Source organism: Labrys neptuniae (assembly GCF_040797145.1).
Taxonomy (GTDB): Bacteria; Pseudomonadota; Alphaproteobacteria; order Rhizobiales; family Labraceae; genus Labrys; species Labrys neptuniae.
Genome location: NZ_JBFNQD010000012.1, coordinates 152,875 through 177,927 on the forward strand (window position 1 = coordinate 152,875; position 25,053 = coordinate 177,927).

A 25,053-nucleotide genomic window follows, 5' to 3' on the forward strand; every position below is an offset into this window, starting at 1 on the left:
ATGTCCAGCGCCGATTCCGCCGTTCACCGTCCCGCCCTGCCGTCCTCCGTGCTGGCGGCCCTGTTCGTGCCCTTGTGGTCGACGGGCTTCGTCACGGCGCGGTTGGTAGCCCCCCATGCCGAGCCGCTGACCTTTCTCGGCCTGCGCTTCGTGGCGGCGGGGTTGCTGCTCGGCGTCTATGCGTTGTGGAGCGGCGCCTCCTGGCCCCAAAACGGCCGGGCCTGGCTGGATGCGCTCGTGGCCGGCCTGCTGATCCATGGCCTCTATCTCGGCGGCGTGTTCTGGGCCGTTTCACACGGCCTGCCTTCGGGCATATCGGCGCTCATCGCCGGCCTGCAGCCGCTGCTCACCGGTCTCCTCTCCAAGCCGCTGCTCGGCGAAGAGGTCTCGCGCCGGCGTGCGCTCGGCATCGTCATCGGCGCGGCCGGCGCCGGGTTGACCCTTATTCCCAAGCTCGGCGCGAGCGGGGATGGCGGCATCCCGCTTGTGCCTCTCCTGGTCTGCCTGGCGGGCATGGTGGCGATCACGCTCGGCACCATCTGGCAGAAGCGGCGCGGGCGCGGCGCCGATCTCGCCACCAACACCGCCGTGCAATATGCCGGCGCCATGGTGCCGATCGTCATCGGCGGCCTCGCGACCGAGAGCGGCCATTTCGACTGGGCCTCCGTCGCCGCCTGGACGGGCCTCGCCTGGTCCGTCTTCGGCATGTCGATCGGCGCCATCCTGCTCCTGATGGTGCTGATCAAGCGCGGCGCGGTGGCCCAGGTGGCGGCGCTGCTCTATTTGGTGCCCGGTGTCTCCGCCCTGATGGCCTGGGGCATGTTCGGCGAAGCCCTCACCCCCATCCAGATCGCCGGCCTCGCCATCGCGGCACTCGGCGTGGCGGTCGCCAACAAGGGATAGCTTCCTCGCGGCACATCAAATCGGAAGCCGGCGAAACTGCCCGCCTCTGCCGGGGCGCAGACACTTCAACCGGCTTCGACGACGAACATCCTCGCTTGCTGGGCTTTTCGGCGTTCGGCCTTGATCGGCGCATACTTTTCGGAATTGTAGAAGGCCAGCGCCTGGGCCAGGGTCGGAAACTCGAACACGCCGGCCATGGGAAGAGGCGTCTCATCGCCCTCAAGCACCTGTGCGACACGGCCGAAATGCAGAATCCGTCCGCCAGCCTCCTGCAGAGCCGCCTGAAAGCGAGGGGCGAGTGCTGCCTGCTTGGCTGGGTCTGTCACCCGCAGATTGACATGCACATATGCGGCCATGGCAAAATCTCCAAATAATGTATATACAGTATTACGGTCCCATCCGGTTGTCGAGAGTGCCAACATGAGCAGGCTTGATCCAGAATCTCTCAAGGACATTGCCGCGGAATGTCCGGGCTTTCGGGCTCGCGCGACCGCCCGGGCGGTCACGCGTTATTACAACGCCTGCTTCAAGCCGCTCGGGCTGACGGCCGAGCAATTCAGCCTCCTGGTTGGAATTGGAGCGTCCGAAGCAGCGACACTCGTTGACCTTGCAATCAGCGCCGGAGTCGATGCGACGACACTCAGCCGAAACGTTCAGAACCTGGAGGCACGAGGTCTGGTCCGCGCCGAAGGTGGCCGTGGCCGCGCAGGAAAGCGGCTGGAATTGACCGAGTCCGGGCGCGGCCTCCTCACACAGGCATTTCCCGTATGGAAATCGGCCAAGACCAAACTGTCTCGCCATATGGGCAATGAACGCCTTCGGTCGGCAACACAGGCAATGGCGGAACTAGCCGAGGCTGCGGCGCGGGCATAGAGTCCGCGCACTCCCCTACCTTACTGGCCGTAGGTCGCAGTAATCGTGGCCGAGGCCAGGGCATTGGCGCGGATCATGAAACCGATCATCGCGCCGCTGGCCGTGGCAGGCAGATCCAGCTTGGGCACCTTCAGCGCGGTGATCGTCAGGACATAGCGATGGGCTGGGCCGGGTGGCGGGCAGGCGCCCATGAAAGCGGGCATGCCGGCATCGTTGCGCCCCTGGACCGTTCCCGCTGGCAGCGCCTTGCCGTCCCCCGCCCCGGACGGCAGGGATGTCGCCGAGGCCGGAATGTCGTACACGATCCAGTGCCACCAGCCCGAACCCGTCGGCGCATCGGGATCGTAGAGCGTCACCGCATAGCTCCTGGTGCCTTCGGGCGGGTTCTTCCAGTTCAAAGCGGGCGAGACGTTTCCGCCCGAACAGCCGAAGACGTTGGACACCTGTGCCTTGGCGAGTACAGCTCCCTCGCCAATATCGGCACTCGCCAGTTCAAAGGCCGGGGCGGGCTGGGTGGCGGCAAATCCCAGCGCCACGGCGCTGGCCAGGATGTATTTCATGATTGAGCTTCCTTCGTTCAGGGAAGCGATCCTGTCATCCCGTTGGCATCGCGGCAGCGCCATCCAGCTCGAATTCCGTGCCGTTCCGATCAAACTCACGATGATGACCTCTGATTTCGCTGGGTGCAAAACCAAAGCGACTGCGGAACCGCACAGAAAAACGGGAGGCGGAGTCATAGCCGACATCGAGGGCAATCCGTGTAACCGGCTGGTCGGTCGATTGCAGCAGATAGAGCGCAGCCGTCATGCGGACATCGATGAGCAGTCCGGTGAAGCTGGTGCCGCGTTCGGCAAGATGGCGGCGCAGGCTCGGCTCGCTCATGCCGATCGAGGCTGCGACCGGGGCGGCACGCCAGGAACGAGCTGGCTCGGCCACCAGCATCCGGCGCAGGCGCGCCACGAGATCGTTGCCGCCGCGCAGTTCGAAACCATAGCCGAACCCATCCAGCCAAAGCAGGATCTCGCGCACACGCGCCGCGGCCACCGCCTCAGGCAAGGTCTCCCGTTCCGCGATGGCCCGCGCCGCGACATCGCAAGCGTGCCGGAACGCTGCGGATGGATCGACAAGGACCTCGATCCTGCGCAGGGGCGGAACATTGGCGACCCGCAGGTCCCGAAAGAGAGCAGGCGCGAAATTCAGGGCGACGGCGCGATAGGGGCCGTCGGATGCCGGCTGGTTGATCACGTCGAAATCGCAGCCGTCCGGCACCAGCACGATCTGGCCGGCCGAGGCCGTCAGCTCGACGCCATCGCTGCGGATGATCTTGCGGCCCCTCTCGACCAGCACCAGGCCGGGGCCATCGGAAGCGAGCCTGCGGCACAGCAGCGAGGCGTGCTGCACCACCTCCGCCGCACTGCCGATACCGGACCACGAACGGATCGTCCGGCCCAAGGCCAGATCGCCCCTGGAGATATCGCTTTTGCTCACCCTCTTCGCCTCGCATCAAGACAGCACGACACCCCAAGGCACGCTGCCTCCAAAGGCAGCCCCCCTTTCAGGCAAGTCGGGCGACCCAAATCGTCGCCCCGCCGCAATCGGGATCTTCCATCACGTGGGAGATGACATCAAAGCCGTTGCTCTCCAGCAGGTGGCGGTATTCCCGCACATCCAGGCTGCCGTGATAGAGCGGCTCGCCCTGAAATGTGCCGACTGCCTCGCCATGCCCGGTACCGCTGGTGAAGATCAGCGCCGCCTTCGGATTCGCATGCCGGCGAAAGATCGGGAACATCCCCCTCTGGTCCGCCGGCGGGAGATGGAAGAGGCTGTTCCAGGCGATGATGCCGTCGAAAGTCCGGCCAAGCGCCAAGGTTCGCATGTCGCCGGCCAGCCAGTCATGGCCCGGGAAGCGCGCCTGGCAGAGCCCGACCAGGGCGGGAGCAGCATCCAGGCCGGTCACCCGATGCCCCCGTTCGATGCAATGGCGGGCGACCGGCTCGCCAGCACCGCAGCCGATATCGAGGATAGAAGCCTGCACTGCCGGCAGAAGCGCCAGGAACCGGTCGAACCAGGCCTCCTCGAGGAAATGCCGACGCCGTATTTCGTCCCAGGCATCGGCATGGGCTTCGTAAAGGCTGACGACCAGGTCTGCGGGGTCCCTACCGCCAGGCCGTTTCGCCCCGGATGGCATGCATCAGCCGCCCTGGTAGATATAGTAGCGCACGCCGTTGCCGGGGTCGACGAAGCTGGTCTTGGTACGGTCGCGCACCTTCTGCCCGGCCGTGAAGCGGCGGCAGCGCCCATCGGCCATGTGGTTGTCGAACTCGCGCTGGAATTGCTCCCCTGAAGCATGCAGCGTGCCGACATGCTGCTGGGTGCGGCAAGCCACGATGGGCCGCTCCAACCCGCGCGTCACCGTCTCCACCTTCGGCGGCGTGGTGGAACAGGCGCCCAGCATGGCGAGCGGGGCGAAAAGTGTGCACAGACGGAACATCGGGGGTCCTTGAGCGAGTGGGAGGCCTATTGTCCCGCGACCGCATCGTGGCAGCACACGCAGAGCTTGTTGCCATCGAGGTCGCGGAAATAGGCGCCGTAATAGTCGGCATGATACTCGGGCCGCAGTTCGGGCGCACCCTCATCCGTGCCGCCATGGTTAAGGGCCGCTTGCCAGGCCCGAGCCACGGCGGGCCGGTCCGGCGCCAGAAGGGCGACCATCGGACCGTTGCCGGGTGCTGGTACCTGCCCGTCGAAGGGCCGGCCGATCAGGAAGATCGGGCGCGAGACGTCCGGCCTGACCCAACCCGCCCAGGGACGCTGATTGGGCCGCTCATCCTCGCGAAAGCGCAGCACCAGCCCCAGCTCCGTCAGCACGGCCTCCTAGAGCAAAGCGCGTTGATGGCTCAACGCTTTTTTCTCTAACTCCTTGGTTCGACGCGTCCTTGCGATTCCAGACGACTTCGTCAAATCGCAAAACGCTATGGAAATGAAAGGCCCTGTCGAAATCGCCGACGCCGAGGAAGGTGTGCGAGATCAAAGACCTACTCCACCGTTACGGTGCTGAGGTCCTCGAAGCGGCTGAACAGAGCCAGATCGTCGCGGTGGATCATCTCGCTGGGGCCGGCCCAGCCGAGCACGTCCTCGATGCTGCGGCTCTTCTTGCCGGCGATCTGGGCCGCCTCGCCGATGTCGTAGGCCACCAGGCCGCGGCCGATCTCGGCACCGGAGGGATCGCGGATGATCACCGCGTCACCCTGCGAGAAGGTGCCCTCCACCCGCTTCACCCCGGCCGGCAGCAGGCTGGCACCGCCGCGCAGGGCCTTGGCGGCGCCGGCGTCCACATGCAGCGTGCCGCGCGGTTCAAGATGGCCGACGATCCATTTCTTGCGGGCAGTGACGGGATTGGAGGGGGTGAGGAACCAGGTACAGGGTCCGCCTTCCTCGATGCGCAGCAGGGGCTGCTCCACCTTGCCCGAGGCGATCACCATGGTGGTGCCGCCGCCCACTGCGATCTTGGCCGCCTCGACCTTGGTGCGCATGCCCCCGCGCGAGAGCTCGGAGCCGGCATCGCCGGCCACGCCCTCGATCGCGGCGGTGATGCGCTGCACCACCGGGATCAGGGTGGCCGCAGGGTCGAGATGCGGCGGCGCGGTATAAAGGCCGTCAATGTCGGAGAGCAGCACCAGGCAGTCCGCCCCGGCCATGGTGGCGACGCGTGCGGCGAGCCGGTCATTGTCGCCATAGCGGATCTCGGTGGTGGCGACGGTATCGTTCTCGTTCACCACCGGAACGCAATTGAGCTCGAGAAGCTTGTCGATGGTGCGGCGGGCATTGAGATAGCGCTTGCGCTCCTCGGTATCGCCGAGCGTCACAAGGATCTGGGCCGCCGTCAGCCCCTGCGCGCTGAGGGTCTCGGCCCAGGCCTGCGCCAGCCCGACCTGGCCAACGGCCGCCGCCGCCTGGCTCGATTCCAGCGCCAGCGGGCCCTTGGGCAGTTGCAGGAGCGTGCGCCCCAAGGCGATGGCGCCGGAGGAGACCACGATCACCTCGGCGCCGCGCTGGGTGTGACGGGCGAGATCGGCCACCAGGGAAGCCAGCCATTCGCGGCGCAGCTTGCCCTTGGCCTGGTCGACCAGCAGGGAGGAGCCGATCTTGACGACGATACGACGGAAGGAACTGAGTTCGGGCATGGCGGGACGGAGCTGAAGCGTGGTGGGAGGCGCGGTGGCAAGGCAACCGTACCGGTCAACACGGCCTAATGCGGCCAGCGCCGTTCGACAAGCGCAAACACGAAGCAGCGGTGGCGGATCCGGGCCGGCAGGGCGTCCCCAGTTGGCGCCCGTCCCGCCAGGTCACTTCACTTCCTTTCCTCGCTCACCAGAAGCAACACCTTGATGTCCGTCTTGGGCACGTAGTTCTTCACCACCATCTCGAACGTGGTCGGGCCGATCTTCTTCACGCCTTCACCGCAGAAGGACACCAGCGTCTTGGGATCGCCCTTGTCGACCACCAGGCGGAAATCGCCGATCGGGCCGGCCCAGTTGCCGCCGGAGGTGATGACATAGGCCAGATATTGTTCGTAGCTGACGAAGGTCTTGCCTTCATCGGCCGAAGCGCGCTTGCGCAAGGCTGCCGCCGCCTTGGTGAAGGCCGCATCGGTGCAGAAATCCTTCTCGTAGGACTTGCGCTGCTTGGCATCGAGATCCGGCGAGCCGAAGACGAGAGACGAGACGCCGCCATGGCTGGGCACGTAGTCCTGCTGGACGATCACGTCCTTGCCGGCCGGGAACACCTGCTTGCGCCAGAATTTCGAGCGCAGGGTCCAGAGCGGGTAATAGACTTGGCGTTCGCCCTTGTCGTCGGCGTTGTAGCTGTCCTGATAGACGATGTCGGCATCGGCCAGGGCCTTGCGATCGGCTTCGCTGAGGGCATTGATGGCCTTCTCGGTCGCCTCGATGGTCGGCAGCATCGGAATCTTGAGAGTTTTCAGCCTGTCGGTGATCTCGACATCGGGCTTGCCGTCCGTGCCCTTCATGAAGGCGCGCTGCTCGACCTGCGATTCCACCGGCTTGCCGTCGACCTTGGTGGTGAACTTCAGGAAATTGTCGCTGGTGGGATCGGGAATGTCGGTGATGCCGCCGGGCCCGTCGCCGGTGATGTCGGGCATCGGAAAGGCTACCAAGGCCTCATAGTCGGCATTGGTGAGGTTGCGGAAACGATAGCTGATCTTCACCGCCTTGATCGACAGATAGAGATCCTCGGAGACGAGCGCGATCTTGTCGGTCTTGGTGAGCACGAGCCCGCCGGCATCGAGAGAGGCCAGGGTGTCGTCGGCCCGCGCGGGCGATGCCAGCAGGGCGGCAAGAACGGCAATGGCCGGGATGAAACGGGGCACGAACGACTCCTCACAACAACATGAAACAAGCGCGACGAGCATATAGGTGTCACCTCCCCGGACACAACGTCACGACATGGCTCAGGGGAGTGTTCGCGCATGGCAATCGTGATCACAGCCCAGATCTGAACCCTTCTATTCTTTGCGACTCTATCTTGTGGCTAAGCTCATCGGGACGATCTTAGGGCTTGGCGGTATGGTAGGAGGAATGCAACAAATAGATCAGGGAACATGAAACGTCGGCTTTAGCGGACAATCAAACCAACGGATCGCGCAAAAGCCTGTTTCGGATAAAACAAGGGGTCGTCAATGGCACGCAGCGCAAGCCGCTCTCGCTCCGGTGCAGCACAAACCCGCCACAGCCAGGCGGCGGCGCTGATCGGCCAGCGCATCGTTGCCGGAGAATGGGCGGTCGGCATGGCACTGCCGACGGAGGCCGACCTCTCGCGCGAACTCGACGTCTCCCGCGCCTCGCTGCGCGAGGCCATCAAGCTCCTGGCCGGCAAGGGCCTGCTCTCCTCCACCCCGCGCCGCGGCACCATCGTGCAGCCCCATGCCAATTGGAACCGGCTCGATGTCGATGTCCTGGTCTGGCAGACCTCGGGCGGCGCGACCAAGAGCTTCGTCAAGGACCTGTTCGAGCTGCGCCGCATGATCGAGCCGGAAGCGGCCGCCCTCGCCGCCCTGCGCGCCACGCCGGAGCAGCGGGCCGCCATCGCCGAAACCTTCGAGGCGATGGCCAATGCCGAGGACATTCAGCTTTCCATCGACGCGGATCTCGCCTTCCACCGCGCCATCGTGCGGGCCACCAACAATGTGCTGCTGGCCGCCTTCCAGCCGGCGATCGAGGCTTCGCTCGCCGTGTCCTTCAAGGTCTCGCGTGCCGGCAATGTGTTGCTGCCCTACACGGTGCCGATGCACCGCGCGGTAGCCGAGCCGATCCTCGCCGGCGATGCCGACGGTGCCCGCAAGGCGATGCTCGCCCTGCTCGACCGCTCCGAAACGGATGCGGAAAGCGCGGCCGTCGAAGACAAGAACTGATACCAGCGGTCTTGGTGCTTGTCCGGTCAAGCACCGTCATTGCGAGCGTAGGGAAGCAATCCAGGAATTGTGGCCGCCACGTTTTCCACCCCTGGATTGCTTCCCTACGCTTGCAATGACACAGAGGCAGATATCGCTGCCGCCAGTATGAATAGGCAAGAAAAAAGGCCCAGCCCGTCTTCGCCCACGAGGGGGACGACGGGCTGGGCCTTTTCATGGATCCGAAGATCGACCCGATCAGTAGGGGTTGACCACCTGCGCATCGGCGATGCGCGAAGCTGAGCCGAAGTCGAGATTGTAGATGTCAGGACGGAAATGGGCGGTGCCGTCCGGCGTGACATAGGCGGTCATGTAGACCCAGTGCACCGGAACGCGGTCCGGAATGGCCTGGTCCTTGCGGGCGCCGGTCGCAATCTCCTGGCCGACGCGCTTGGCGTCCCAACCGGAGCCGAGCAGCCAGGCGGCGAGATCGTTCACGCCCTGCACGCGCACGCAGCCATGCGAGAAGAAGCGGTCGACCGAGCCGAACAGGCGCTTGGACGGCGTGTCATGCATGTAGACCGAATCCGAGTTCGGCATCTGGATACGCAGCTGGCCGAGCGAATTGCCGGCGCCATAGGCCTGGCGAATAGTGTAGTTGGCAGCCTTGCCGCTCGACCAGTCGATCGTCTTGGGATCGATGGTGCGGCCCGAACCGTCGATCACCGACATCCTCTGGCGCGAGAGATAGGAGGGATCGCGCACCATATGCGGGCCGATTTCCTTCTTGATGATGGATTGCGGCACCGTCCAGGTCGGATTGAAGTTGATGGCGCTGATGGTGGCGTCCACCTCGGGCGAGGGATTCTGCGGACGGCCGACCACGGCGATGTAGCGGCGCGCCACCTCGCCATTCTCGATGGCCTCGACCTGGGCGCTCGGGATGTTCACCACCACATAGCGGCGGTTGAAATCGATGAAGCGGGCACCGACCCGCTCCATGTTGTGGCCGATCTGGACCAGGCGGTGCTGCACCGAGACGGCCATCTGGGCGCGGGTGCGTTCATCGATCTTGCCGGTGGCCTGCAGGCCGTAGCGCTGCTGGAAGCGGCTGACGGCAGTGGTCAGCCTGGCATCCCATTTGGGATTGTCGCGCTCGGATTCCGGTAGGTCCTTCTCCATCACCAGGCGCTGGCGCAACGCCAGCACGGCACTGCCCGTGGCCCCCTGGGACAAGCCGGCGGGCGGAGCAGCGGGGAAGCCGCCATTGCGGGCGATCTGGGCATAATATTGCGACAGGCCGTTGAGACGGTCGAGCGAGCCGGCATCGAATGTCGGCATCGAGGACCAGGGCGTGGCCGGGATCTTGATCGGCGTCGAGGCGGCGTAGGACGGACCGGCTGGAACCGGCTTCTTGGCCACCTTGGGCTTGGCCGGCGTGGCGGCAGGCGCCGCGGGGGCAGCATTGTCGGCTGCCGCGGGAGCCGTCGGAGCCACGGGAGCGGCAGGTGCCGAGGCATCGGGAGCCGAGACCGTCGCCGCCGGTGCAGGAGCAGCCGGTTCAGGAGCAGCCTGCGCGGCCGGCGCCGGAGCGGGGCTGGCGGGCTGGGGCGCCTCAGCGGCAGCAGCGGGAGCGGCCGGGGCAGCAGGTGCCTCAGGAGCCGCAGGCGCGGCAACCGGAATGTCCGCCGTTGGCGGGGTGCTGTCCTGTGCCAAGGCCGGCGAGGCCAGAACCAGGGCCAAAACGGAAACGGCGGCCAGAACAAGAGGGGTAGGCTGCTTCATAGCAGGAACTTCCACGCTGGTTGCCGAAACGTAAGGTCCGGCACAAAAAGGGATCATAGGCAGCCCTCTATCACGCGACCGGGCCGCGCGGTATGGCCGCCACAGTCTTGCCGCACGATTGTCGGACGGCGTGTCCGATTAACCACATCAGCACTATGTGCTCCGAACTTAATCCGAAGTTTTGGCCTCAAAAGGGCAGAGCTTCTTCATAGCCGAGCAGGGTTAACAGAAGATATGCCGGTCAGGAGCGCCCTCCCTCCCGCGCAGCCAGGGCATAGAAAAGGCGCGGTTGCCTTCTCCCCCTTGCGAGGAAGGACAGCCGCGCCTTTCGAGATTGGGAAAAATGGCGCTTGAGGTCAGCGCGTCGCCACCGGTTTTTCGCCGCGATAATCGTAGAAGCCGCGCTTGACCTTGCGGCCGAGCCAACCGGCCTCGACATATTTCACCAGCAGCGGGCAAGGCCGGTATTTGGAATCGGCCAAGCCCTCATGCAGCACCTGCATGATCGACAGGCAGGTGTCGAGGCCGATGAAATCAGCCAGCTGCAACGGGCCCATGGGATGATTGGCACCGAGCCGCATCGCCATATCGATGGATTCGACCGTACCGACGCCCTCATAGAGCGTGTAGATCGCCTCGTTGATCATCGGCAGCAGGATGCGGTTGACGATGAAGGCCGGGAAGTCCTCGGCCACCGCAACCTGGCGATCGAGCTTGGTGATGAAGGCCTTGGCGGATTCAAACGTGCCGTCATCCGTGGCGATGCCGCGGATGATCTCGACCAGTTGCATCACCGGCACCGGATTCATGAAGTGAATGCCGATGAAACGCTCGGGCCTATCGGTAGCCGCGGCCAAGCGCGTGATCGAGATCGAAGAGGTATTGGTGGCGAGGATCGCCTCCGGCTTCAGATGCGGGCAGACATTGCCGTAGATCTTGACCTTGACGGCCTCGTTCTCGGTGGCCGCCTCGATCACCAGATCGCAAGCACCCAGACCTTCCACATTGGGCTCGGCCTTGATGCGGGAGAGTGCTTCGTCGTTCTGGGCCTGCGTGATGAAACCCTTGGAGACCTGGCGCTTGAGATTGCCGTTGACGGTGGCCAGGCCATTGTTGACCCGATCTTCCGACACGTCGTTGAGCACCACGTTCAACCCGGCCAGAGCGGCGACATGCGCGATGCCGCTGCCCATTTGCCCGGCGCCCACAATCCCGACCGTCCTGATATCCACCGTCATTTCCAGTTCCCTGCCATTTGCTCGATCTTATCGAGGCAATCGGCGCGTGGGAAGACCGCAGTCGCAGCTTTCCTGCAGGCCTGTCGGTCGAAATGGTCGCATTCTGACGCCGGCCTCTCGCGGGGAGAAGTGCGTCCCATGCGGCCCGACCTGCCGGAAGAATATCACGAAACGGGCTGCCTGGAAAAATGCAGTTCGATGAAACCGTGATTTCCCTAGATCAGGCAATGCCCGCCATCGATATGGATGGTCTCGCCCGTGGTGAAGGCACTCTGCATCAAATAGAGATAGGCGGGGGCGACATCTGCGGGGGTCGCGATCCTGCCCGCCGGCAGGCGGCCCGCCATGCCCGCGAAGAAGCCGGATTTGGCCTCTCCGACGATCTCGTCCCACATCGGCGTATCCACCCAGCCGGGCGAGACGATGTTCACGCGCCGCGGCGCCAGTTCCAGCGCCAGGGCGCGGGCGAAGAAGCCGAAGGAACCGGCGATCGCCGAAACGACCGCGCCTCCGGGAATCGGCGGCCGGTCCTTGTTGATTCCGGAGGTGAAGATCATCGAACCGTCCCGCCTCAAGGTGGCGGCGGCGTGCTTGGCCAGCATGACGGCGCCGATCAGCTTGTTGTCGACGAAGCGCCGCACCATTGCCATGTCGGTGCGTTCGATAGGATCGCCTGGCGGTGGCGTTCCGGCCGTCGACACCAGATGATCGAAGGCGCCGGCATTTTGGAAGAGCCGGGCAAGATCGGCCTCTTCCGTCATGTCGGCAACGACGGATCGCACCTGCAGGCCCGCATCGAGGCTCTGCTCCGCAGCCCGCAGCTTGTCGGGTGAGCGGCCGACGATCACCACGTCCGCACCGTTCTCCAGGGCCGCCCTGGCAACACCGAGGCCGATGCCGGAGCTCCCCCCGACGACGATGATCTTCTGTCCCGTGAACGCGGCCATGGGAAACCTCCGATTGTCTGCTGTCACAGGGATGGGTCAGGCCCGGCCCGCATAGGCCGCCTCGAGATCGGCGACGATGATCTTGGTCATCTTGTATAGGGCCTGTCTGACCCGATCCGCCTTCTCGCGGTCGGGATCGGCCATCAGCCGCAGTGTGACCTCCGGGATGACCTGCCAATAGACGCCATATTTGTCCGTCAGCCAGCCGCACGGCTTTTCGGAGCCGCCATCGGCCGTAAGCGCCTGGTAGTAATAGTCGGTCTCGGTCTGATCTGACGTCTCGACATAGAGCGAGAGCCTTTCATTGAAGGGCGGCATCGACCCGGCGTTCAGCGCCGTCAGGCGCAGCCCCTCGAGTTCGAAGTCGAAGGTGGCATGCGGAACCGTCCTGTTCGTCCCGGAGATCCAATCGGTGAACTCGGTATCCCCGAGCGCCTTGGCGTTCTTGAAGACCGATAGATAGAAGTCCCGGGCCTCCCGGGCATTCAGGTTGAACCAGAGAAAGGGATGGATCGTTGCCATGCTGTCCTCGTGAGGATTGATCACAAATCCTGCGCATTGTGGGCAGCAGATTCTCGACAGACAAACCAAAATTCGGCATATTTCTGTGATTCAAACTCACAGATATCATGGCTCGCAAACTTCCACCCCTTCATGCCCTGCCGAGTTTCGAGGCCGCAGCCCGGCATCTGAGTTTTTCCCGGGCGGCGCAGGAGCTCAACGTCACCCATGGCGCCATCAGCCGGGCGATCAAGACTCTCGAAGATCGCCTCGGCGTCCTCCTGTTCGAACGCACGAGCCGTACGGTGCGCCTGACTACCGTCGGCGCCCCCTATGCGCAGGCGGTTCGCGACGTGCTCGACCAATTGGGGGGCGCCACCGCTGCGGCGACGGCCCACCAGTCGAGCTCGACCCTGAACGTCAGCACCTCCGACGGCTTTGCGGGACGCTGGCTGGTGCCACGCCTCTATCGTTTCCATCGCGCAAACGGCGATATCGACGTGCGGGTCTCGACCACCGGCAGGCTGACCAACTTCCTGGGCGACGGCATCGACATCGCCGTACGCTATGGCGGCGGCACCTATCCGGGCCTCACCTCGGAATTCCTCATGGGCGAAGAGGTCTTTCCCGTCTGCAGCCCGAAGCTGCTGGAGGGCGCTCATGCGCTGCGCCGGCCCGAGGATCTCAGGCACCACACCCTGATCCATGACGGTTTTCCGATCAATTGGGCGAGCTGGCTCGCTAGTGCCGGGGTCGAGGGTGTGGATCCGCATAGCGGGCTCACCTTCGATTCCTATTCCTTCGCCGTCGAATCCGCGGCGCAGGGCGAAGGCGTCGTACTCGGCCGGACCATGCTGGTCGCCGCCGATCTCGCTGCCGGTCGGCTGGTACGCCCTTTCGGACACGCTCTCAAATCCCTCTCCAGCTTCTATGTCGTCTATCCCCCCGACGCCATCCGACAGCGCAAAGTGAAAGCTTTTCGCGACTGGCTCTTTGCGGAGATGGCGCCGCCATCGGCTTGACCACGGCCTAAGGCCTTGCAGCCGAAGCCTGGCGTGCCCTATTTAAGGCGGCAAAGTCTCGCATTGGCGATGCGGGCGGATCGGGCGGCGAAACCCGCAAGCAAGGCCGGGTCCTCGGCCGCGCGCCCCGCCTTCCGGCACATGGGAGCTGGGACGGCACGCTCCTTCCACCTTGTCCAATTCATTTGAGAACGCACGACCGATCATGACGATTTCGAACGAAGACGAATTGCTCAAGCTCAAGGAGATCGGCCGCATCGTCGCCAACACGCTGGCGGCGATGGGCGCTGCGCTCGAACCGGGCATCACCACGGCCGAGCTCGACGCGATCGGCCGCAGGCTGCTCGAACGGGAGGGAGCCCGCTCCGCACCCGAACTTTGCTACGATTTCCCCGGCGCGACCTGCATCAGCGTCAACGAGGAGATCGCCCACGGCATTCCGGGCCAGCGCCGGATCGAGCCCGGCGACCTCGTCAATATCGACGTCTCCGCCGAGAAGGATGGCTTTTTTTCCGATACCGGCGCCTCCTTCGCGGTGGAGCCGGTCTCCAAGGCCACCCAGCGCCTGCTCAGGGACGGCAAGCGGGCGATGTGGACGGGTATCCGCCAGGTTGGCGCCGGCCTGCCGCTCGCCAATATCGGCAACGCCATCGGCGAATTCGCCCGCAAGAACCGCTATACGCTGGTGCGCAATCTCGCCAGCCACGGCGTCGGCCGATCCCTGCATGAGGAGCCCAAGGAGCTCGCGACCTGGCCTGATCGCTCCGAACGCCGGAAGATGCAGGAAGGCCTGGTGTTCACGGTGGAACCGTTCCTTTCCCTGGGCGCCGAATGGGCTGCGGATGGCGACGATCCGTGGACATTGTTCAGCGAACCCCGCGCCCCGACCGTGCAATATGAGCATACGGTGGTGGCAACCCGCACCGGTCCCCTCGTCCTCACGCTGGCGGCGTGAGGCCACCCGGAGGAAGCGAGAAGCAAGCCCAATGGACGCCACCATTCTCGCAGGCCTCTACCAGGCCTACATCGCCTGCCTCAACCGGCAGGACTGGAGCGAACTCGGGCATCATGTCGATGAGGCTGTCGAGCATAATGGCCGGCGGCTGGGGCTGTCAGGTTATCGCGGCATGCTCATCAAGGATTTCGAGGACATTCCCGACCTGGCCTTCCACATCGAGCTCCTGGTCTGCGAACCGCCCCTTGTGGCAGCCCGGCTCGCCTTCGATTGCACGCCGAAGTCCGGCTTCCTCGGCCTGAAGCTTGACGGGCGCAGGGTCTCGTTCACGGAGAATGTGTTCTACACTTTCAAGGCCGGGAAGATCGTCACGGTATGGTCTGTAATCGACAAGGCCGCGATCGAGGCGCAACTGGAGCTCTGACGAACGGTCCCGCCAAGAGGCGAGAATGTGTCGCGGTCCGGCCGCCACTTGCGACAGCGTCGATCTCGGGTGCTATGGTCGCCGCCCAACCCCGAAGCAGATGGAAGCCGACGATATGCCCTCCTTTGACGTGTTGCTCGCCTTCATCGTCACGACGGCCCTGTTTTCCGTACTGCCGGGCCCCTCCATGCTCTATGCCGCGGCCAGAACCATGGCGGGTGGGCGCCAGGCCGGGCTGATGGCAGCGCTCGGCCTGCATCTGGGCGCCTATGTCCATGTCGCCGCAGCGGCCGCCGGCCTGTCGGTGCTGTTCCATGCGGTGCCCATCGTCTATGCCGGCGTCAAGCTCGCCGGTGCCCTCTACCTGATCTGGCTTGGCATCACCCTGTTCCGGGCGCGGCAAAGCACGGATGCCGGGACGACCGGCGCCACTCGCTCGGCCAGCCAGGCCTTCGCGCAAAGCGTCACCGTCGAGGTGCTCAACCCGAAGACCGCGCTGTTTTTCCTGGCCTTCCTGCCGCAATTCGTCGACGGAGCCGCCGCGTTTCCGCTCTGGCTGCAATTTGCCATCCTGGGCACGGTCGCCAATGTCCTGTTCGGTTTCGTCGATGTGGTGATCGTGATGCTGGCCGCCGTGATCATCGGCCGGCTCAAGCGTTCCTCCGGCGTGCAGCGACTGATGCGCCGCGTGGGCGGGGCGATCCTGGTCGGCATGGGCGTCCATCTCGCCCTGCAGAGGGGTTAGCGAAAGCCCACGATATTGATCGAGAATACCGTCGCGATCAGCCGCATTGCTGCGCGAGCAGCCCCTGATAGAAGCCGAGCTCGGTCACCCTCGCCGACCAGTCGGCATCGGGATTCAGCTGCGCCGTCCCGCATCGCCGCATGATTGGAGCCGCCGTTTTCAGCACGTCGACACGCCGCCGATAGACTTGGCAGATGGCGGCCTGGTCAGTCGCACTGACGGCCCTCAGCTCTTGATCCGAAGCTCGCATGGCCTGTTCCGCCGCCACGACCTCAGTGGTGCAGGAGGATCTGTAGGGCGAGAGAGCGATCCACGAGGCGAGGAAGGCGATCGCGGCTGCCGTCGCGAGAAGGGGCGTCCTCCACCGCTTGAGTGACGGCATGAAGATGGCCTCCGGTTCTGGTTTTCTCAATCAGCCAGATTCGTAACGCTGTTTCGCTCCGGATCAAGGACATCCTTTTCGCGCCACCGGCGTTGAAGGGCCTGAGCTCCCCTCGACGCCGGTGCAGTATCGAAGGCTCTCACGCGGCCGGAGCCAGTTGCTCCCGCGGCTTGGCGAAAGGCCGGAAGGTCAGAGCGATCAGCGTCGCCGCGATGCCCATGCCCCAGGAGCCGACATAAAGCCACATATAGGTATTGAAGTAGTCGTAGATCATGCCGCCCAGCAACGGGCCGAGTGACATGCCCAGGCTGCCGGCCATCGCCGTCCCGCCGATGATGGTGCCCATCATCTTGAGCGGGAAATTCTCGCGCACGATCACGGCATAGAGCGGCATCACGCCGGCATAGATGAAGCCCACCACCACGGCTACGGCATAGAACTGGCCGAGCTGGCTGGCGAAGGCATAGAACAGCACGCCGAAGGCCTGGGCGAACAGCCCGATCACCAGCATGCGCTGGGCACCGAAGCGGTCGCCCATCACGCCGAAACCGATGCGTCCGAACATGCCTGCCAGGCCCTCGACGCTGTAGATGGTGACGGCGGCGATCATCGGGATGCCGCAAGTCACGGCATAGCTCACCGTATGGAAGATCGGCCCCGAATGCGTGGCGCAGCAGAAGAAATTGGCCAGCATCAGCACGATGAACTGCGGCGAACGCACCGCCTGGCGCAGCGTCATATCCGATTGCGGCTCGTTGGCCAGAGCTGCTTCGTTGCCCTGCTCCAGGGCAGGCGGCCGGCGCAGCAGCAGAGAGGTCGGAATCATGACGGCAGCAGCGATGGCTGCGATGATCAGCATCGACGTCCGCCAGTCATGGATGGTGACCAGCCAGGCGGCGAGCGGTGCCATGGTCATCGGCGCCATGCCCATGCCGGCCGAGACAAGCGACACAGCCAGGCTGCGCTGGGTATCGAACCAGCCGGTGACGCAGGCCATCATCGGCGCGAACATGGCGGCGACCGCCACACCCACCAGCACGCCGAAGACGAGCTGGAACTCGACCAGCGATCCGGCCTGGCTGGCCAGGGCCAGGCTGGCGGCAAGCAGGACGGCGCCGGCCAGCACCACCGGACGCGGGCCGAAGCGGTCGGACAGATTACCCCAGACCATGCTGGCCAGCGCCATCGCCAGGAAGCCGAAGGTCATGGCGGTCGAAATGCCGGTCACCGACCAACCGGTCGCTGCCGACATGGGTTTGAGGAACACCGGCAACGAGAACATCGCGCCGATGGCAACACATCCGAGCAAGCCGCCTGCGGCGACGATCACCCAACGATAGGAATTCCTGTCCATCATGGTCCACCCGTTCCTGTGCCGCGGGCTGCATCGCATCTCGCGCTCCGTCGGGAAGGACGGGAAGCGCAAGGACGCGACGAAACAGGATGTGTGAGCAACGAGCGTTCACGTCCGAGCGCCTTTGCTCCAGGCCTGTCGCGGCGATACCTCAAGGACGCACGAGCAACTGACGATCCGACATGCGATTGCAAAATTATTCTGGTTGCAAAATGCTATCAGAAAATACACGGCACGCAAACATGGCGTTGTGACCGAGGACAGGCCTAGCCAGCCCCCCCCCACCCTGCCCTCGTTGCCGGCCGGAATCGTCGCCACAAGCCTCCCGTTCGGCCGAGATTCGTCTCAGCCGGCGATCTCAACTCTGCCATTGGCAGCCGAGGAGGTGGGAGTAACAAATCCGGCGACATTGCAAGGCGAGGGAAACAGGCCTGGTGCAAAGCGCGTCCTTGCGATTCTTGTCGATGCCGCCAAATCACAAAACCCTTTAGGGTTGGCGCAGCCCTGTCGCCAAGGCGCGAAAAGTCTCCACGGCCTTGGGCAAAACCTTCTGAGGATCCTCGCTCGCGGCGATCCACAAGGCTGCATTGAGTGCGGCCGCACTCAAGAGTCGGGCCGCGGCTTCGGCATCCAGCGGTTTCATGATGCCTTGCCCGATCAGGCGTTCGACCGTTCGCTTCGTCACCTGCAGGCAATTGTTCTGGCTCGGCCATAGCGAGGGATCGCCGAGGACCGCCGGCCCGTCCAGCAGAACGATGCGCTGCACCTCCGGATCGAGAGCCATCTCGATATAGGCCACGCCCTCGATCAGCAGTCCTTCCCATTCGTCCTGGGCGTGGATGGCCGCCTGATGCGCGCGCTCCGCCATCTCGGCGTCGATCTGGTTGACCACGGCGGCCAGAAGCCCGCGCTTGTCGCCGAAATTGTGATAGAGCGCCCCCCGCGTCAGGCCGGCTTCCGCCGTCAACTCATCCATCGAGGCCGCAGCATAGCCGGTTCTTGCAAATGCCCTGCGTGCGGCCGCGATCAACTTGGCGCGATTCTCCTCCATCGTCTCGGCCCGGCGTCTGGCAGCCATCGCAGATCCTTTCATATACGCGTCGTATCTGGATTGACATGCGGCGCGCATGCTCATAATTCTAGATACGCAACGTATATCAAATGCGATGGGGCCGTGTGAAGCCCTTGTGGCGTCGAGCGAGATCCGCACGTAGCCGGATCATGAACAAGAGGACTGAAGACATGGCACAGCGTGAGGCAATTTTCCCGGCGGACCGGCATGCGCTTTACGAGGCGCACGGCTATTCGGCGGCGATCCGGTCGGGCAATCTCCTGTTCGTGTCGGGTCAGGTCGGCAGTCGTGCGGACGGCACGCCGGAACCCGACTTCGAGCGCCAGGTACAGTTGGCCTTCGACAATCTGAGGGCAACGCTGAAGGCGGCGGGTTGCGGCTTCGACGACATCGTCGACGTGACCAGCTTCCATACTGATCCCGAAGCCCAGTTCGAGACCATCATGGCGGTGAAAAACAGGATCTTCGACCGCCTCCCCTACCCGAACTGGACGGCAATCGGCGTGAACTGGCTGGCGGGCTTCGACTTCGAGATCAAGGTCATCGCCCGCATTCCGGATGCAGCCTGACCTGTCCGCCCTGCGGCGGCATTCTTCGATGGCGGCGATTACGCAGCGAACAGGCTGGTGGCCATATAGTCGACGAAAACCCGCACTTTCGGGGAGAGGTAGCGATTGCTCGGCCACAGCACGCGGAAGGTGCCGGCTTCAGCAAGATGGTCCTCCAGCAGCGACGTCAGGCTGCCCCGCGCCAGTTCCGAAGCGACGGCGAAGGGCGGCAGGCAGGTGATGCCGAAGGCGTGCTCGGCCAGATAGATCAAGGGCTCCAGCGTGCTGGCAATCGTGGTCTGGGGCAGATCGAGCTTGAGTTCACGCCCATCCCGCACTAACGGCCAGGGTTCGAGCTTGCCCGAATTGGCATAGCGATGATGCAGGCAGCGATGGGCCAGCAGATCCTCCGGCACGTCCGGCGTGCCATTGGCGACGAGATAGGCGGGTGCCGCGACGATCCTGTGCTTGAAGGCTCCAAGTTTGCGGCTCATCAGGCGCGTGTCCCTGACTTCCCCGGTCCGGATTACCGCATCGAAACCTTCCTCGATGACGTCGACCAGCCGGTCCGTAAAGTCGAGATCGAGATCGATCTCGGGATAAGCCGCCATGAAGGACGCAATCGTCGGCATCAGCAGCATGCCGGCTAGCGGCAGGCTCACGCGCAACTGCCCGCGTGGAGTTGCCTGCGACCGCGACAATTGCGCCTGCGCGGTTTCGAACTCGGAGTGGATGCGCCGGCAAGTGTCGAGGAAGAAGCTGCCCTCCTCGGTCAGCGCCATGCTCCGGGTCGAGCGATGGAACAGGCGTGCTCCCATCTCCTCCTCAAGCCGCGCGATAGCCTTGCCGACGGCTGAGCCGGACAGGCCGAGGCGCTGCCCGGCAGCCACGAAGCTTCCGGCTTCGGCGGCCTGGATGAAGATGCTGAGCGTTCCGAGCTTGTCCATGGGCAGCGATTACGGAATAAATTTCCGATGTGATATGAATACCGGCCTATTTATCCGCTATTTTGTCGTCGATATCCAGATGTGGCCGCGGCCAGCCGCCGCGTTTTCATCGGAGACACTCATGGATACCGAATCCCCCGCCGGTTTCTCGGCCGCTCCTGCGCCGACGACCTTCGTCGTCAACGTCATTCACGCCCATCCGGGCAAACAGGAGGAGGCTTTCGCGGTCATCCAAGACGTCGTGCACTATGTGGCCGAGCGCAAGGAAGGCTTCCTGTGGAGCACCTTGGCCAAGAGCACGGACGGACTGACGGTCGTCAACATCGAGGCGATCCGGGGCGCCGGCAATGTCGAGGAGTTCTTTTCCGACCCGGTATTCGCGGCAAAATTCCGCGAGCTCGATGAGGTTTCCAGGAGCGAGTTTCACACCTATACCGTCGGCGACCTCGTCCTGCCGAAGCGCGTGACGGCGACCTGATCATCCAGCTCCTCACTCGAACCGGTGCCCGGGTCGATCAGGCAACATCGCAATCCCTCGGCAGGTCTCTCCCTTACGAAAGCGCCTGCCGCCTTTGCGGCTGGCAGGCGATGCCCACCAGATGGGCGCTGGGGCCGACGAACCAGCGCAAGGCCGTAGCCTCGAATTGCACGAAGCCTTCGCTCTGCAGCGTCGTGAGCAGGCGATGCGCCGTCGATGGAGCCAGGCTGGTGCCGCGAACGACTTCCGAAAGCGTCATGCCGCGCGGGTCCCGGGCAATGCATTTGAGGATCGATAGGGCTCGCAACACGGCTTGGACGCAACCATGACCGACGGGGCCATCGCGATCCTCGCGAAATTGGCTGGGATTGCCGAATGGCAGTCCCCGCGTGTCACCGGCGATGCCGCCGAGATGTTGCTCGATTGCTTCCAAAGCAGACACCGGTTCTCCCTCCCGTTGTTTTGCGGACGCTCCCTCCTTATGTTGCCGTTCCTCTTATACGTCCAATATATCATTAGGATCGGGTGATATCCTGTAGATATTTATTATCGCCGGAATCGATCGATGGCAGAGGGTCATTCGGACGGGTCGGATTGCCCATGCCGGCCGTGCTGCAGCACCAACGAAAAACCTCCCCCTGCAGGACGCGGGGGGAGGCTGAAGAAGTAGAATGCGTTCAGCTGAGATGCCGTTTCATGCCTCAGCGAGACGATGAAGCCTCTTCGCCCGGCAAGGCGGTCTCCTGCGCTGTCTTTTCGTAAGGGCCGGCACGCTCGCCGTTCAGAACGCGGTTGGCCTGTGCTCTGTCGATGTCGCCTTCCCAAACGGCAATGACGACGGTGGCAACACAATTTCCGATGAGATTGCCGAGCGCCCGCGCCATTCCCATGAACCAGTCGACCGACAGCACCAGGACCAGACCGATCACCGGGATCACAGGCAGCGCGGACAGGGTGGCGGCAAGAACGACGATGGCCGATCCCGGTACGCCATGCGCCCCTTTCGAGGTGAGGAGGGCGACGCCGAGCACGACCAGAAGATCGGTTTCCGAGAGCGGCGTATTGGTGGCCTGCGCGATGAACACGGCAGCCAGGGTGAGGTAGATGGAGAAGGCATCGAGATTGAAGGAATAACCCGTCGGGATGACCAAGCCGACGGTGGAATCCTTGATCCCCATCCTCTCAAGCTTGCGCATGATCTGCGGAAGCACGCTGTCGGACGAGGCGGTGCCCAGGACGATCGTCAGTTCTTCGCGCAGATAGATCAGGAACTTGATCAGGCTGAAACCGGCCATCCGCATGATGATGCCGAGCACCACCAGCACGAAGAAGATCACGCTGACATAGAACAGGAGGACGAGATAGCCGAGCTGCTGCAGGGAGCCGACCCCGTATTTGCCGACCGTGAAGGCGATGGCGCCGAACACGCCCAGCGGAGCGAGCCGGACGATGAAGCCGATGATCTTGAAGAGAACGTCGGTGGCGATATGGATGAAGTCGGCCACGGGCCGGCCACGTTCGCCGAGCAAAGACAGCCCGGCGCCGAACAGGATGGCAATCAGCAGGACCTGGAGAATGTCCCCCTTGGCGAAAGCATCCGTGACAGTCGTCGGAATGACGCGCAGCAGAAAGTCGACCCCGCCAGTGACTTCGCGCACATGATCGGTGTAATTGGCGAGCGCGCTGCCATCGAGTGTCTTGGGATCGATGTTCATGCCGACGCCCGGCTGGAAGAAATGGGCCATCAGCAGGCCCAGGCACAGGGCGATCGTCGTCACCACCTCGAAATAGACGATGGCCTTGACGCCGACCCGGCCGACCTTTTTCAGATCCCCCGCCCCGACGACACCATGGACGACGACGCCGAAAACCAGGGGCGCAATCACCATCTTGATCAGCTTGATGAAGGCATCGCCGAGCGGCTTCAACTGGCTGGCAAAGCCCGGCCAGAGAATGCCGACCACAATTCCCAGAACAAGCGCTATGACCACCTGCCCGAACAGGGATCTGAAGAATCTGAGCATATATTTCCTCCACGGTCGGCGCCGTCATTGTTTCTGATTTTGCCGAAGGAGCGGTCAGTTCCCCAAAGGGGTCCGGTAACGGTGCGTTCTCCCAAACGTCGTCCGCCACACTCCCGATCGCAATGGCGCCGTATGCAGCAACGCTTAGAGCACAAAATCCCAGCGCCAGGAGGCGCGATTCCATATCATGGAAACGGGTATCGTAGCGCCACCGACGGAAGATTACCCAAAGGCATTCCGGTCTTGCCTAAGGCGAAACAAGAAAATAGGCACGCGTCTCATCCAGGAACCGGTTCACCACGGCGCTGTGATCAGAGCGATACAGCATGATGACATCGGCAATCGGCGCCGGCTCAACCAGCGCCCGGTAGACGACACCGGGTCGCAGCATTTCCTTCGCGGCCTCCGGCACGAGAGCGACACCGAGACCTGCAGCAACCAGGCTGAGCAGCGAATAGGATTCGACGACCTGCTGGGTGATATTGGGGTCAAATCCCGCCTCGATGCAGCATTCCTTGAGATAGCGGGCAAATCGGGAATTCTTCACCCTCAGAAAAACGAACTGCTCGTTCCTCAATTCGGAGAGTTCGATCCTCTCATTGACCGCCAGCGGATGCGACTGCTGCAGGGCCACACCGACTTTTTCCTCCCACGCCAGTTCGGTGACCAGATCGGGATCGCCGACCGGCCCCCGCAGGAAACTGATGTCGATCTTGCGTGCGTGAAGGGCGGCCTCCTGCTCGAGCGGCGGCATCTCGCGGATACGCACCTGGACTTCCGGCACGCGCAGGCGAAACCGGGCGATCAGACCCGCCAGCGGCCCCATCAGCACCGATCCGGTGGTGGCAAGGTCGAGCGTCCCGATCTGCCCCCGGCCAATGGCGTGCGTCTGTTCGGCGGCTTCGTCCACCTGGGCAAGGATCGCAGTCGCATGATCGCGAAAGGCGAGGCCGGCGGCGGTCAATTCGACACGCCGTTTGTTTCGCAGGAAGAGCTGGGTCTTGAGTTCGTATTCCAGGTCCTGGATCTGCGTGCTCAGAGGGGGCTGGGAAACGCCAAGCCGAGCGGCGGCGGCCCGGAAGCTGAGTTCCTCGGCGACAGCGATGAAATAGCGCAGATGACGCAGTTCCATAATCTCTCCCCTGTCTGGCACTTCGATGAGCCCAGGCTAGCGCGTCATCTTCGAGTCTCGCTGATATTTCACAACACCGCCTCCCCCAATCCCGCCCATCTGCGCCCCGCACGGCCCGGCGAGGCAATCGATCAACGCGCCATCGCGCCGTCGATCCACGCCCGCACCTCGGGCAGGACATAGCCGAGGCTGAGATGGCCGGCCCCCTCCACGGGCATGAAGGTCTTGGGCTGGTTGGCGAGGTCGTAGAGGCTCTTGCCGAACGCGAAAGGAATGACACCATCGGCAGTGCCGTGCACGACGAGCAGCGGGACCTTCACCTTGGCGATGCGCTCGTCGGAGGGGAAGGGATCCAGCATCACCCAGCGCACCGGGAACATGCCATAGAGGCGGGAAGCCACGGCGAGAGCCGAGGTGAAAGGCGAATCGAGCACCAACGCGCCCACGCTGTGTCGGGCCGCCAGGGCGACCGCCACGCCCGAGCCCAGGGACTGGCCGACGACCACGATGCGCTCGGGTGCCGTTCCGAGAGCCAGCACCTTGGCATAGGCAGCCTCGGCGTCGAGCAGCAAGCCCTGCTCGGAGGGCGAGCCGGTGGAGCCGGGATAGCCACGATATTCCACCGCCATCAGGCCGTTGCCGCCGGCCACCAACGCGCGCAACAGCTCGGTCTGCAGGGTGAGATTGCCGCCATTGCCGTGGAAATAGAGCAGAAGGGGCCTGCCCGGCGCGGGCGCGACATGCCAGGCGATCAGTGTCTCGCCATCTTCGGTGCGCAGCTTGACGACCTCGGCGCCGGCTATGGCGGGTGGCAGCACCTCGCCGCCCGGCTGGAAGACGAAGGAGCGCTGGGCAAAGGCCAAAGCGGCGAAGGCCGCCAGATAGAGCGCCGCAACCAGGGCGGCGATGACAATCAGGAACTTCGACACCAAGCAGGCTTTCCAGGACGGCACAGGAAGCGCAATTCGCCATGGGCCGGCAGGGAACGCAAGGGCGAAGGGAACAGCGTTGGGGGTATCGGTGGCCACCGCATACAAACGTCATTGCGAGCGTAGCGAAACAATGACGATCCCCATCATGGTAGATGCATTTCGTCCTCGGCCACGTTTCCAAAGAAAATGTGCCGGCCCGAGAGGGCCGGCACACTCAAATCATCCGATAAAGACGGGCGGATGCCGCCCGTTGTCCCTACTTACCGAGCTTGGCGAGTTCGTCCTTGAGCTCCGGCAGGGCGGTGTAGAGATCGGCGACCAGGCCGTAGTCGGCGACCTGGAAGATCGGGGCCTCTTCGTCCTTGTTGATGGCGACGATGAC

General features: G+C 63.9%; 29 protein-coding genes and 1 pseudogene. 9 read left to right on the top strand and 21 right to left on the bottom strand.

Translation table 11 applies throughout. The annotated features are described in order from the left end of the window. A complete protein-coding gene (locus ABXS05_RS26830; protein ID WP_311935715.1) occupies positions 1 to 903 on the top strand; it encodes a DMT family transporter in 903 nt (300 codons plus the stop codon). Positions 904 to 968: 65 nt separating this feature from the next. Here the strand turns inward: ABXS05_RS26830 and ABXS05_RS26835 are convergent, their stop codons facing one another. After that, positions 969 to 1,259 (bottom strand): DUF1330 domain-containing protein, encoded by a 291-nt coding sequence (locus ABXS05_RS26835; protein ID WP_311935712.1) that lies wholly within the window; start codon positions 1,257 to 1,259, stop codon positions 969 to 971. Between the two features lie 64 nt (positions 1,260 to 1,323). On the opposite strand from ABXS05_RS26835, the gene ABXS05_RS26840 reads away from it, so the two are divergent. Then, positions 1,324 to 1,776, top strand: coding sequence for a MarR family winged helix-turn-helix transcriptional regulator (locus ABXS05_RS26840; protein WP_311935709.1), 453 nt, complete (start codon positions 1,324 to 1,326; stop codon positions 1,774 to 1,776). A gap of 20 nt (positions 1,777 to 1,796) precedes the next feature. On the opposite strand, the gene ABXS05_RS26845 is transcribed toward ABXS05_RS26840, so the two are convergent. From ABXS05_RS26845 to ABXS05_RS26875, 7 genes are all read right to left on the bottom strand, one after another. Next, positions 1,797 to 2,336, bottom strand: coding sequence for a YbhB/YbcL family Raf kinase inhibitor-like protein (locus ABXS05_RS26845; RefSeq protein ID WP_311935706.1), 540 nt, complete (start codon positions 2,334 to 2,336; stop codon positions 1,797 to 1,799). A gap of 34 nt (positions 2,337 to 2,370) precedes the next feature. Then, complete coding sequence (locus ABXS05_RS26850; protein ID WP_311935702.1) at positions 2,371 to 3,264, bottom strand: helix-turn-helix transcriptional regulator; 894 nt, start codon at positions 3,262 to 3,264, stop codon at positions 2,371 to 2,373. Between the two features lie 67 nt (positions 3,265 to 3,331). After that, positions 3,332 to 3,964 carry a class I SAM-dependent DNA methyltransferase gene (locus ABXS05_RS26855; protein ID WP_311935698.1) on the bottom strand — a complete coding sequence of 211 codons (633 nt, stop codon included), beginning with the start codon at positions 3,962 to 3,964 and terminating at the stop codon, positions 3,332 to 3,334. A 3-nt stretch (positions 3,965 to 3,967) separates the two neighbouring features. Continuing rightward, the gene (locus ABXS05_RS26860; protein ID WP_311935695.1) at positions 3,968 to 4,267 is read right to left on the bottom strand and encodes a hypothetical protein; all 300 of its coding nucleotides are present in this window, start codon (positions 4,265 to 4,267) and stop codon (positions 3,968 to 3,970) included. 26 nt (positions 4,268 to 4,293) lie between these two features. Further along, positions 4,294 to 4,644 (bottom strand): VOC family protein, encoded by a 351-nt coding sequence (locus tag ABXS05_RS26865; protein ID WP_367625971.1) that lies wholly within the window; start codon positions 4,642 to 4,644, stop codon positions 4,294 to 4,296. A 167-nt stretch (positions 4,645 to 4,811) separates the two neighbouring features. Then, entirely contained in the window at positions 4,812 to 5,960 is a 1,149-nt protein-coding gene (proB, locus tag ABXS05_RS26870; RefSeq protein ID WP_367625972.1) for a glutamate 5-kinase, read from the bottom strand. 167 nt (positions 5,961 to 6,127) lie between these two features. After that, a complete protein-coding gene (locus ABXS05_RS26875; protein ID WP_311935685.1) occupies positions 6,128 to 7,165 on the bottom strand; it encodes a DUF4424 family protein in 1,038 nt (345 codons plus the stop codon). 309 nt (positions 7,166 to 7,474) lie between these two features. Between ABXS05_RS26875 and ABXS05_RS26880 the strand changes: the two genes are divergently transcribed. Further along, positions 7,475 to 8,206 carry a FadR/GntR family transcriptional regulator gene (locus ABXS05_RS26880; protein ID WP_322435270.1) on the top strand — a complete coding sequence of 244 codons (732 nt, stop codon included), beginning with the start codon at positions 7,475 to 7,477 and terminating at the stop codon, positions 8,204 to 8,206. Between the two features lie 237 nt (positions 8,207 to 8,443). On the opposite strand, the gene ABXS05_RS26885 is transcribed toward ABXS05_RS26880, so the two are convergent. The 4 genes from ABXS05_RS26885 to ABXS05_RS26900 form a co-directional block, all read right to left on the bottom strand. After that, positions 8,444 to 9,970 (bottom strand): L,D-transpeptidase family protein, encoded by a 1,527-nt coding sequence (locus ABXS05_RS26885; protein WP_367625973.1) that lies wholly within the window; start codon positions 9,968 to 9,970, stop codon positions 8,444 to 8,446. Positions 9,971 to 10,326: 356 nt separating this feature from the next. Further along, complete coding sequence (locus ABXS05_RS26890) at positions 10,327 to 11,208, bottom strand: 3-hydroxybutyryl-CoA dehydrogenase (RefSeq protein WP_311935676.1); 882 nt, start codon at positions 11,206 to 11,208, stop codon at positions 10,327 to 10,329. Between the two features lie 215 nt (positions 11,209 to 11,423). Next, complete coding sequence (locus tag ABXS05_RS26895; protein WP_367625974.1) at positions 11,424 to 12,155, bottom strand: SDR family oxidoreductase; 732 nt, start codon at positions 12,153 to 12,155, stop codon at positions 11,424 to 11,426. A gap of 36 nt (positions 12,156 to 12,191) precedes the next feature. After that, the gene (locus ABXS05_RS26900; RefSeq protein WP_367625975.1) at positions 12,192 to 12,677 is read right to left on the bottom strand and encodes a VOC family protein; all 486 of its coding nucleotides are present in this window, start codon (positions 12,675 to 12,677) and stop codon (positions 12,192 to 12,194) included. 107 nt (positions 12,678 to 12,784) lie between these two features. Here ABXS05_RS26900 and gcvA point away from each other — a divergent pair, with 107 nt between their 5' ends. From gcvA to ABXS05_RS26920, 4 genes are all read left to right on the top strand, one after another. Next, positions 12,785 to 13,678 carry a transcriptional regulator GcvA gene (gene gcvA / locus ABXS05_RS26905; RefSeq protein WP_367625976.1) on the top strand — a complete coding sequence of 298 codons (894 nt, stop codon included), beginning with the start codon at positions 12,785 to 12,787 and terminating at the stop codon, positions 13,676 to 13,678. 205 nt (positions 13,679 to 13,883) lie between these two features. Further along, positions 13,884 to 14,633, top strand: coding sequence for a type I methionyl aminopeptidase (gene map, locus ABXS05_RS26910; RefSeq protein WP_311935664.1), 750 nt, complete (start codon positions 13,884 to 13,886; stop codon positions 14,631 to 14,633). A 31-nt stretch (positions 14,634 to 14,664) separates the two neighbouring features. Further along, a complete protein-coding gene (locus ABXS05_RS26915) occupies positions 14,665 to 15,057 on the top strand; it encodes an ester cyclase (protein WP_367625977.1) in 393 nt (130 codons plus the stop codon). 115 nt (positions 15,058 to 15,172) lie between these two features. Further along, a complete protein-coding gene (locus ABXS05_RS26920; RefSeq protein WP_367625978.1) occupies positions 15,173 to 15,802 on the top strand; it encodes a LysE family translocator in 630 nt (209 codons plus the stop codon). A gap of 37 nt (positions 15,803 to 15,839) precedes the next feature. On the opposite strand, the gene ABXS05_RS26925 is transcribed toward ABXS05_RS26920, so the two are convergent. From ABXS05_RS26925 to ABXS05_RS26935, 3 genes are all read right to left on the bottom strand, one after another. Continuing rightward, positions 15,840 to 16,184, bottom strand: a complete 345-nt coding sequence (locus ABXS05_RS26925; RefSeq protein WP_311935654.1) for a hypothetical protein — start codon at positions 16,182 to 16,184, stop codon at positions 15,840 to 15,842. 139 nt (positions 16,185 to 16,323) lie between these two features. Continuing rightward, positions 16,324 to 17,541, bottom strand: a complete 1,218-nt coding sequence (locus ABXS05_RS26930) for an MFS transporter (RefSeq protein ID WP_367625979.1) — start codon at positions 17,539 to 17,541, stop codon at positions 16,324 to 16,326. 484 nt (positions 17,542 to 18,025) lie between these two features. Continuing rightward, positions 18,026 to 18,616, bottom strand: a complete 591-nt coding sequence (locus ABXS05_RS26935) for a TetR/AcrR family transcriptional regulator (protein ID WP_367625980.1) — start codon at positions 18,614 to 18,616, stop codon at positions 18,026 to 18,028. 164 nt (positions 18,617 to 18,780) lie between these two features. Between ABXS05_RS26935 and ABXS05_RS26940 the strand changes: the two genes are divergently transcribed. After that, positions 18,781 to 19,179: a RidA family protein gene (locus ABXS05_RS26940; RefSeq protein WP_367625981.1), complete on the top strand. Its 399-nt coding sequence runs from the start codon at positions 18,781 to 18,783 to the stop codon at positions 19,177 to 19,179. Positions 19,180 to 19,217: 38 nt separating this feature from the next. Here ABXS05_RS26940 and ABXS05_RS26945 read toward each other — a convergent pair whose 3' ends face one another. Further along, on the bottom strand, positions 19,218 to 20,105 hold the full coding sequence (locus ABXS05_RS26945) for a LysR family transcriptional regulator (protein WP_367625982.1): 888 nt from the start codon (positions 20,103 to 20,105) through the stop codon (positions 19,218 to 19,220). A gap of 121 nt (positions 20,106 to 20,226) precedes the next feature. Between ABXS05_RS26945 and ABXS05_RS26950 the strand changes: the two genes are divergently transcribed. Continuing rightward, complete coding sequence (locus tag ABXS05_RS26950) at positions 20,227 to 20,583, top strand: antibiotic biosynthesis monooxygenase (RefSeq protein ID WP_367625983.1); 357 nt, start codon at positions 20,227 to 20,229, stop codon at positions 20,581 to 20,583. 73 nt (positions 20,584 to 20,656) lie between these two features. Here ABXS05_RS26950 and ABXS05_RS26955 read toward each other — a convergent pair whose 3' ends face one another. From ABXS05_RS26955 to ABXS05_RS26975, 5 genes and pseudogenes are all read right to left on the bottom strand, one after another. Further along, positions 20,657 to 21,025 (bottom strand): helix-turn-helix domain-containing protein, encoded by a 369-nt coding sequence (locus ABXS05_RS26955; RefSeq protein WP_367625984.1) that lies wholly within the window; start codon positions 21,023 to 21,025, stop codon positions 20,657 to 20,659. A 259-nt stretch (positions 21,026 to 21,284) separates the two neighbouring features. Further along, positions 21,285 to 22,607 carry a dicarboxylate/amino acid:cation symporter gene (locus ABXS05_RS26960; RefSeq protein WP_311935623.1) on the bottom strand — a complete coding sequence of 441 codons (1,323 nt, stop codon included), beginning with the start codon at positions 22,605 to 22,607 and terminating at the stop codon, positions 21,285 to 21,287. A 247-nt stretch (positions 22,608 to 22,854) separates the two neighbouring features. Next, on the bottom strand, positions 22,855 to 23,739 hold the full coding sequence (locus ABXS05_RS26965; RefSeq protein WP_367625985.1) for a LysR family transcriptional regulator: 885 nt from the start codon (positions 23,737 to 23,739) through the stop codon (positions 22,855 to 22,857). Positions 23,740 to 23,870: 131 nt separating this feature from the next. Then, on the bottom strand, positions 23,871 to 24,668 hold the full coding sequence (locus ABXS05_RS26970) for an alpha/beta hydrolase (RefSeq protein ID WP_367625988.1): 798 nt from the start codon (positions 24,666 to 24,668) through the stop codon (positions 23,871 to 23,873). Positions 24,669 to 24,927: 259 nt separating this feature from the next. Next, positions 24,928 to 25,053: pseudogene (locus ABXS05_RS26975) on the bottom strand (electron transfer flavoprotein subunit alpha/FixB family protein); the annotation flags it as partial.

Bases quoted from the DNA above. Each gene is read 5' to 3' on its own strand.
- ABXS05_RS26945 (WP_367625982.1), bottom strand. From the start codon at position 20,105: ATGGACAAGCTCGGAACGCTCAGCATCTTCATCCAGGCCGCCGAAGCC.
- ABXS05_RS26885 (WP_367625973.1), bottom strand. From the start codon at position 9,970: ATGAAGCAGCCTACCCCTCTTGTTCTGGCCGCCGTTTCCGTTTTGGCC.
- gcvA (WP_367625976.1), top strand. From the start codon at position 12,785: ATGGCTCGCAAACTTCCACCCCTTCATGCCCTGCCGAGTTTCGAGGCC.
- ABXS05_RS26855 (WP_311935698.1), bottom strand. From the start codon at position 3,964: ATGCCATCCGGGGCGAAACGGCCTGGCGGTAGGGACCCCGCAGACCTG.
- ABXS05_RS26845 (WP_311935706.1), bottom strand. From the start codon at position 2,336: ATGAAATACATCCTGGCCAGCGCCGTGGCGCTGGGATTTGCCGCCACC.
- ABXS05_RS26895 (WP_367625974.1), bottom strand. From the start codon at position 12,155: ATGGCCGCGTTCACGGGACAGAAGATCATCGTCGTCGGGGGGAGCTCC.
- ABXS05_RS26915 (WP_367625977.1), top strand. From the start codon at position 14,665: ATGGACGCCACCATTCTCGCAGGCCTCTACCAGGCCTACATCGCCTGC.
- ABXS05_RS26930 (WP_367625979.1), bottom strand. From the start codon at position 17,541: ATGATGGACAGGAATTCCTATCGTTGGGTGATCGTCGCCGCAGGCGGC.
- map (WP_311935664.1), top strand. From the start codon at position 13,884: ATGACGATTTCGAACGAAGACGAATTGCTCAAGCTCAAGGAGATCGGC.
- ABXS05_RS26835 (WP_311935712.1), bottom strand. From the start codon at position 1,259: ATGGCCGCATATGTGCATGTCAATCTGCGGGTGACAGACCCAGCCAAG.
- ABXS05_RS26900 (WP_367625975.1), bottom strand. From the start codon at position 12,677: ATGGCAACGATCCATCCCTTTCTCTGGTTCAACCTGAATGCCCGGGAG.
- ABXS05_RS26925 (WP_311935654.1), bottom strand. From the start codon at position 16,184: ATGCCGTCACTCAAGCGGTGGAGGACGCCCCTTCTCGCGACGGCAGCC.
- ABXS05_RS26940 (WP_367625981.1), top strand. From the start codon at position 18,781: ATGGCACAGCGTGAGGCAATTTTCCCGGCGGACCGGCATGCGCTTTAC.
- ABXS05_RS26960 (WP_311935623.1), bottom strand. From the start codon at position 22,607: ATGCTCAGATTCTTCAGATCCCTGTTCGGGCAGGTGGTCATAGCGCTT.
- ABXS05_RS26965 (WP_367625985.1), bottom strand. From the start codon at position 23,739: ATGGAACTGCGTCATCTGCGCTATTTCATCGCTGTCGCCGAGGAACTC.
- ABXS05_RS26880 (WP_322435270.1), top strand. From the start codon at position 7,475: ATGGCACGCAGCGCAAGCCGCTCTCGCTCCGGTGCAGCACAAACCCGC.
- ABXS05_RS26950 (WP_367625983.1), top strand. From the start codon at position 20,227: ATGGATACCGAATCCCCCGCCGGTTTCTCGGCCGCTCCTGCGCCGACG.
- ABXS05_RS26890 (WP_311935676.1), bottom strand. From the start codon at position 11,208: ATGACGGTGGATATCAGGACGGTCGGGATTGTGGGCGCCGGGCAAATG.
- ABXS05_RS26860 (WP_311935695.1), bottom strand. From the start codon at position 4,267: ATGTTCCGTCTGTGCACACTTTTCGCCCCGCTCGCCATGCTGGGCGCC.
- ABXS05_RS26830 (WP_311935715.1), top strand. From the start codon at position 1: ATGTCCAGCGCCGATTCCGCCGTTCACCGTCCCGCCCTGCCGTCCTCC.
- proB (WP_367625972.1), bottom strand. From the start codon at position 5,960: ATGCCCGAACTCAGTTCCTTCCGTCGTATCGTCGTCAAGATCGGCTCC.
- ABXS05_RS26935 (WP_367625980.1), bottom strand. From the start codon at position 18,616: ATGGCTGCCAGACGCCGGGCCGAGACGATGGAGGAGAATCGCGCCAAG.
- ABXS05_RS26920 (WP_367625978.1), top strand. From the start codon at position 15,173: ATGCCCTCCTTTGACGTGTTGCTCGCCTTCATCGTCACGACGGCCCTG.
- ABXS05_RS26840 (WP_311935709.1), top strand. From the start codon at position 1,324: ATGAGCAGGCTTGATCCAGAATCTCTCAAGGACATTGCCGCGGAATGT.